General features: G+C 69.9%; 5 protein-coding genes and 1 pseudogene. 2 read left to right on the top strand and 4 right to left on the bottom strand.

All coding sequences use genetic code 11. The features are described 5' to 3' along the window. Positions 1-177 precede the first annotated feature (177 nt). From ACLQ24_RS28135 to ACLQ24_RS28120, 4 genes and pseudogenes are all read right to left on the bottom strand, one after another. Complete coding sequence (locus tag ACLQ24_RS28135; protein WP_425894761.1) at positions 178-705, bottom strand: site-specific integrase; 528 nt, start codon at positions 703-705, stop codon at positions 178-180. 1,223 nt (positions 706-1,928) lie between these two features. Continuing rightward, a pseudogene (locus ACLQ24_RS28130) lies at positions 1,929-2,612 on the bottom strand (Tn3 family transposase); the annotation flags it as partial. Beyond that, a complete protein-coding gene (locus tag ACLQ24_RS28125) occupies positions 2,516-2,824 on the bottom strand; it encodes a DUF4158 domain-containing protein (RefSeq protein ID WP_425894762.1) in 309 nt (102 codons plus the stop codon). The gene ACLQ24_RS28125 and the pseudogene ACLQ24_RS28130, both read right to left, overlap by 97 nt. A gap of 345 nt (positions 2,825-3,169) precedes the next feature. Next, positions 3,170-4,324: a geranylgeranyl reductase family protein gene (locus tag ACLQ24_RS28120; RefSeq protein WP_425894760.1), complete on the bottom strand. Its 1,155-nt coding sequence runs from the start codon at positions 4,322-4,324 to the stop codon at positions 3,170-3,172. Between the two features lie 121 nt (positions 4,325-4,445). On the opposite strand from ACLQ24_RS28120, the gene ACLQ24_RS28115 reads away from it, so the two are divergent. Together ACLQ24_RS28115 and ACLQ24_RS28110 are read left to right on the top strand one after the other, a co-directional pair. Beyond that, positions 4,446-4,682, top strand: a complete 237-nt coding sequence (locus ACLQ24_RS28115; protein ID WP_355249091.1) for a hypothetical protein — start codon at positions 4,446-4,448, stop codon at positions 4,680-4,682. A 71-nt stretch (positions 4,683-4,753) separates the two neighbouring features. Beyond that, on the top strand, positions 4,754-6,187 hold the full coding sequence (locus ACLQ24_RS28110; RefSeq protein WP_425894758.1) for an MFS transporter: 1,434 nt from the start codon (positions 4,754-4,756) through the stop codon (positions 6,185-6,187). Positions 6,188-6,301 lie beyond the last annotated feature (114 nt).

The raw sequence follows: 6,301 nt of genomic DNA, 5'->3' as shown, positions 1-6,301 counted from the left end.
CAATGGACCCGTGCCTGCTTCCTTCCCGCAGGTACCCGCATGTCCGGATCTTGGACCTATTGCCGGTCGCTCTAAGCAGTTGATCTAGGCCGGCACCTGGGAGGGCTGCCCCAAAGTGGCGGGTCGCGCGGGAAGCACTTCGCCGTTTTTCGTGATCCCGGTACGTGGGACGCGAGATCAGCGCCGGCGCCGCCGGTGGTGCTCGTCGTTCTCGGCGGTGATGCGGGCGGAGGTTTCCTCGCCGAGCCGGACGTAGATGCCGAGGGTGGCCAGGTGCCGGTGGCGCGACTTGGCCTGTAGCTCGGCGGCGCTGCGGCCCTTGGCGGCGAGGTGGGTCAGGCCGCTGTGGCGGAGCTGGTGGAGGGTGTATCCGGTGCCGCGCGGGTCGTGGATCTTGGAGGCCTGCTTGAACAGGTACTCGGCGCGCGGGTAGGACAGTCGGCCGCGGCCGGTGTCGGGGCAGATGTCGACCAGGGCTGGCGCGCGGCGCCCGGCGGCGGGTGCGCGCCGGTCGGCGAGGAACACCGGCCCGGCGGTGCGCCCGGCCAGCAGCCGGGGCAGGAGCCGGGCGGTCGGGGTTTCCCAGGGCACGTAGGCGCGGTCGCCGCCTTTCTCGACGACCAGGGCGCGGCGAAACTCCATGTCGAGGTCCGGCACGTCGAGGCTGAGGATCTCCTCGGCGCGGGCGCAGGTCTCGTAGAGCATCCGCCACAGCACCCGCTCGCGCAGCGGGTTGCGGTCGTCGATGAACAGCCGCTCCAGGCGGGCACGCGGGATGGCCTTGTCCCCGGGTCCGGGTGACCTTGCGGCGCTCCAGCCGCCGGCCGGGGTCGATGGTCAGGCAGTCCTGACGGCGGCAGTAGGCGGTGAACGAGGTCAGCGCGGACAGGTGCTTGTTCCAGGTGTTCGCGGCCCGCTCGTCCCAACGGGCCATCGTCGGCTCGTAGATGTCGGGGGTGAGCGCCGCGACCGGCACGTGATCCCCGGCAGTCTCGCGCAGCCGCCGCAGGGTCTCGGTGTAGGTGGCGCGGGTCCCGGGGTAATCGCGGAACCGTCGAGGAACGCGTCGACGGCGACCACGAGCGCCACCGGGCGGCGGGCGGTCGGCAGCGGGATCACGGACACTTCGGCGGCCTTTTGCGGTGATGTGACACAGAATGTGGCCGAGTCGCCCCGGCTGCGGTGACGGCGTCCCGCAGGTGGCGGCGGGCGGATTATCGACTCTGTGACACAGAATATGGGATTCTGTGTCACAGACAGCTAACGGCGGCTGCACCTTCCGGCGTGCGTCACTCACCCAGTTCGCCACATATGTGATCTTCGAGAACGGCGGTCAGCATCGGAACGGCCCGAGAGCATGGTGCCGCTCTCGGGCCGTTCCGATGCTGAGTGCTGGGCGACCTGCGCTTTTACTGATCTGGTCCTGTGACGACGCAGTACACATTCGCCTGGTGGTACTCGGTGCCTGACGAATCAACCTGACCGTCGACGTCCACGTCGACCTGATTGCGCCGATCGGGCGACGTCGGATCGGGGATGTACCGCAGGCGGGCATACGCCTCGTAGTCAGCAGGCCCGAACGTGATCAGCTGCTCCGCCGGAGTCCGCGAACTCGCGAGCCAGGCCGCAGCGGCCGTGTCCGTCGAATATCTCAGCACCATGTCTCTTGCGGCCCCCGTCGTCGTTGACGCGTTCGTTCAACCGCCGCTCTCACGTTTCCGGAGCTGACGGTACCTTCCGTGCATTTCTGCCCACAATAGGTAATTACGGTGCCCCTCGGTCCGCAATCCGGACTTGATTTAACGCAGCGAGATCCTGGCCGGCGTCGGCCAGGACCCGCGCGGCGAGGTCCGCCGACCCGTCGGCCGGCCGCCGTCGTGAACCTGCGGGCTGCGCCTGAGGGGACGACCGTCAGGCGCAGCCCGTGCTCAGCGGTTTGCCGCCGTGGCCTCAGCCAGCCGCAGCGGCCGGTAGCCGTCGGTGTCGACCTGGGCGAGTTCACCGTCGATGTCGACCGAGTGGGTGCCGAAGAAGTGGACGTTCTCGTGGTGGGTCGGCCAGATGTGCGCCAGGACCTCGTCGTCGACCTGGCGGTCGTCGCGGCGTAGCGCGCCGACAGCGAGGCCGTGGTACTCGGTGGACCAGCAGACGATCGCGTTGGTGGCCAGGGTGAGACACCACATCTGCTCGGTCTGCTGCTCGTGGTGGCGGCGGCGCAGCGCTCCCTCGCCGTAGGCGAGTGAGCGGCGCAGGGCGTGCAGGTTCTCGCCCTTGTTGAGCTGCCGGGAGATCCGCCGCCGGTAGGTCTCGTCGGCGAGGTACCGGGCGGCGTAGACGGTGCGGCGCAGGGCCCCGTACTCCTTGATCGCGCTGGTCAGCGCGTTCTGCTGCCGTTTCGAGGAGCACAGCTTCCCGACGACCAGCGCGGCGGTGGCGTGGCCACCCTGCACCGAAGCGGCGACGCGCAGCAGGTCGTCCCAGGTGCTCGTGATCAGGTCGGTGTTCAGTCGCCGGGTCAGCAGGCCGCCCGCGCGTGGGTAACGGGTGAGGAAGTCGGCGTTCGGGCCGGTTCGGTAGAGGGTGATCTTCCCGAGGTCGCGGATGCGCGGCGCCGCTGCGACAACCGTCCCACCACAGCCGCCGGCGCCGCCGAGACGTCATCGGGCACGAACCCGAGCCACGGCAGCGTGCACAACTGCACCGCCACACCCAACACGTTGCGGCCCGTACGGAACTGGCGCACGAACGCCTCGTCCGCACCGGTCAACGTGAAGTACCGGATCAGCTCGGCCCGGTTGATCTCCGGGAATCCCCGAAGCCGCACCAGATCCTCTGCCGAGAACACGTCCTGAGTCGCCACAACCCCACCACCCGAGCATCGACCGTCACCGAACGGGACGGCACGCTACGGGCCAGATCAGAGCTTGATCAACCCTCAGTTCTTAGCGTTGTTTTTGGTCTGAAAACTACGGACGGGCCCTGAGGGTTTCGTGACGTTGGGTGGACACCGACACACCCCGTAGAGCATCCTAGGATCCTGGGTGTGTGGCTGCCGAGCCGGACGGCTCGCGCCGATCTTGCACTAACGGTTGGTGAAGTGTTCAGTTTCGGGTGGCTGCCCGCCGCAGAAAATGCAAGATCGGCGCGTCCTGCGGCGGGCAGCCGGCGCTCAGGAGGGGACGTCGGCGCCCGGGTGGCGCGGGGTGGGCAGCCGATCCAGCACCGCGAGCGCCACCCGGATGGGCCGGCGGCGCAGCATGTCGTCGAAGCTCGCCCGCCCCTGACAGAACTGGACGAACATCCGCCAGCCCGGCGGGGTCGCCAACAACCCGTGGAACACCTCGGGGCGGCGGGTGAACAGGTCGAGCAACCGGAAACCCACCCGCATCTCCGGCGTCAGACGCTCGGTGACCGCCCGCTCGTACCCGGCCAGGTCGCCCGCGGCGACCGCCGCCCCGGCCATCTCCCCGGAGCGCAGGGCGAAGCTGATGCCCTCACGGCTCCACGGCTCCAGCAGCCCGGCAGCGTCCCCCACCACCAGCACCCGGCCGCTGCGCAACGGCGAGTCCTCCTCGCGGCACCGGGTCAGGTGCCCCGAATCGTGTGCCGCCGGCAACCCGGTCAGACCCAAGCGGTCGACGAACCGCCGCAGGTAGGCACGAGTCCCCTCCCCTGCGCCCCGACCCGCGATCACGCCCACCGTCAACCGGTCACCCTTCGGGAACACCCAGGCGTACGACCCCGGCATCGCCCCCCAGTCCAGCAGCATTCGCCCGCGCCAGCGCTCCTGCTCGACGGGCGGCACCGGCACCTCCAGCTCCAGCCCCAGATCCACCTGGCGGTAGCGCACACCCACATGCCGGGCGGTCACCCCCGAGGAGCCGTCCGCGCCGATCACCGTGCGGGCCGCCAGGGTCGTACCGTCGGCCAGTCGCAGACGTACCCCCTCGGGGTCCTGCTCGATCGCGCGGACCACGACCTGCTCCCGCATCTGCGCGCCGGCGGCGATGGCCGCCGCGCGCAGCCGTTCGTCGAACTCCTCCCGGCGCACCATCGTCACCACCGGGCTGTCGTGACGGCGGGTGAACTCTCGCCGGCCGTCACGGGTGAACGTCGCCCGGTCGACCCGGTCGTGCGCCGGCACCTCGATCCGACCCCGCACGGCGGCCAGGGACGTGCCGATGAGGCCGCCTCCGCAGGTCTTGTAGCGCGGGTGCGTGGCGCGCTCGACAACCAGGGTACGAACGCCCGCGCGGGCTGCGGCGTGTGCCGCGGAGAGCCCGGCGGGGCCGGCGCCGACGACGATCAGATCCCAGACGATCACCGTTGCAGCGTAGGGCGTGCTCGCGTTCCACCGCCCGAACGGGTGGGCATCTTCAGTCGGGCACGGGGTAAACGACGCGGCGCAACCGTCCGCGTCCGGCGGGTGGGTAGAGGAGGAGATCATGCAGCGGATGGAGCTGTCGGAGGTCGAACAGCGGGTGTACGAGGCGGTCACCGCCCTCGAGGCACGCGGCCAGGTGCCCTATCCGGATCTGATCGCCGAAGGGTCCGGACTGACCGAGGAGCAGGTACACGCACCGCTGCACCAGCTCACCGAGAAGGGTCTGCTGCACCGCGAGGACTCGCCGATGGCCGGCCTCGACTTCGGCCCACGGTTCTGCGCCCGTCAGATGGCGTGACCCTGCACGGTTGACCCTCGGTGGCCGGGGTAGCGGTCAGGAATGCATGATCGACCGTCAACGGGGGCACGATGAACGCGGCGCACGAGCCGCAGCCGGTCGGCGCGGCCGAGAACCGTCGACGCTGGCAGGCGGTCGGCGTCGGGCTGGTCGCCGCGTTCATGACGCTGCTCGACGTGAGCATCGTCAACGTCGCGGTGCCGTCCATCGACCGTGCGCTACACGCCTCCCCGAGTGACCTGCAGTGGGTCCTCTCGGGATACGCGCTCACCTTCGGCCTGGTGCTCGTACCGGCTGGCCGCTTCGGTGACTTCCGGGGCCGACGCAACGCGTTCGTCTTCGGCATCGCGCTGTTCACCCTGACCAGCGCGCTCGCCGGCCTGGCGACCTCCCCCACCTGGCTGGTCGCCGCCCGGCTGCTCCAGGGCGCCGCCGCTGGCATCATCAACCCGCAGGTGATCGGGCTGATCCAACAGCTGTTCCGAGGGCCGGAGCGGGCCCGCCCCTTCGGGCTGCTCGGCGCGACCATCGGCATCTCCACCGCCGTCGGACCCCTGCTCGGCGGGCTGCTCATCGCCGTCGGCGGTGAGGACCACGGCTGGCGGTGGGTCTTCTTCGTCAACGTGCCGATCGGCATCGTCGCGGTGATCCTGGGGTGGCGGCTGCTGCCCGGGCGCCCCGAGGGTCAGCCCGGTCGCCGTCGACTCGACCCGGTCGGTGTGCTGCTGCTCGGCGTCGGCGTGGTGCTGATCCTGCTGCCCCTCGTGCAGGAGCAGCAGTGGCGTACGCCGTGGAAGTGGGCGCTGATCCCCGCCGGCCTGGCGGTGCTGGTCGCCTTCGGCCGGTGGGAACGGTGGTACGCGCGACACCGCGAACCCCTGTTCGACCTGCGCCTGTTCACCTTCCAGTCGTACACCCTCGGATCGCTCATCGCGCTGGTCTACTTCGGCGGCTTCACCGCGATCTTCTTCATCTTCACCCTGTTCCTGCAGAACGGCCTCGGCTACAGCGCTCTCGTCGCCGGTCTCGCCATCACCCCGTTCGCCCTCGGGTCCGCCGCCGCGTCCGCCCTGGGAGGACGCATCGTCAACCGCTTCGGCCGGCCCCTGGTCGCCATCGGCCTGCTCGGCGTGGTGATCGGACTGGCCGCCACGGTGCTCGCGCTCCACGTCGCGCCGGACGCCCCGGCGCCCTGGGTCACCGCCGGGCCGCTGCTCGTCGCCGGCATCGGGAGCGGCCTGGTCATCGCCCCCAACCAGACGCTCACCCTCGCCCAGGTGCCCATACCCCAGGCGGGCAGCGGGGCCGGAATGCTCCAGACCGGCCAGCGGATCGGTGCCGCGGCCGGCATCGCCGCGGTCGGCTCGATGTTCTTCTCCTCGCTGACCGACAGTCACGGCAACTGGACGACGGCCTTCGAGAAATCACTGCTGCTCGCCACGGGAATCATCGCGCTCGCGCTGATCGCCGCGCTGATCGACATCTTCCGCAATCACCACCACTGACAACCCTCGGGGTCTGGTCCCCGCGAGGTCTTGGACTGTTTCCGTTAGCTGTTGACGGAAACTGTCCAAGATCTGTGAAGACGGTGATGGCCGGCACCCGTTTTCGGGTGCCGG

The organism is Micromonospora sp. DT4 (assembly GCF_049841675.1).
Taxonomy (GTDB): Bacteria; Actinomycetota; Actinomycetes; order Mycobacteriales; family Micromonosporaceae; genus Micromonospora.
Note: the sequence above shows the minus strand (reverse complement) of the source record. Positions and strands in the feature narration are given on the sequence as shown.

Bases quoted from the DNA above. Each gene is read 5' to 3' on its own strand.
- ACLQ24_RS28135 (WP_425894761.1), bottom strand. From the start codon at position 705: ATGCTCTACGAGACCTGCGCCCGCGCCGAGGAGATCCTCAGCCTCGAC.
- ACLQ24_RS28115 (WP_355249091.1), top strand. From the start codon at position 4,446: ATGCAGCGGATGGAGCTGTCGGAGGTCGAACAGCGGGTGTACGAGGCG.
- ACLQ24_RS28110 (WP_425894758.1), top strand. From the start codon at position 4,754: ATGAACGCGGCGCACGAGCCGCAGCCGGTCGGCGCGGCCGAGAACCGT.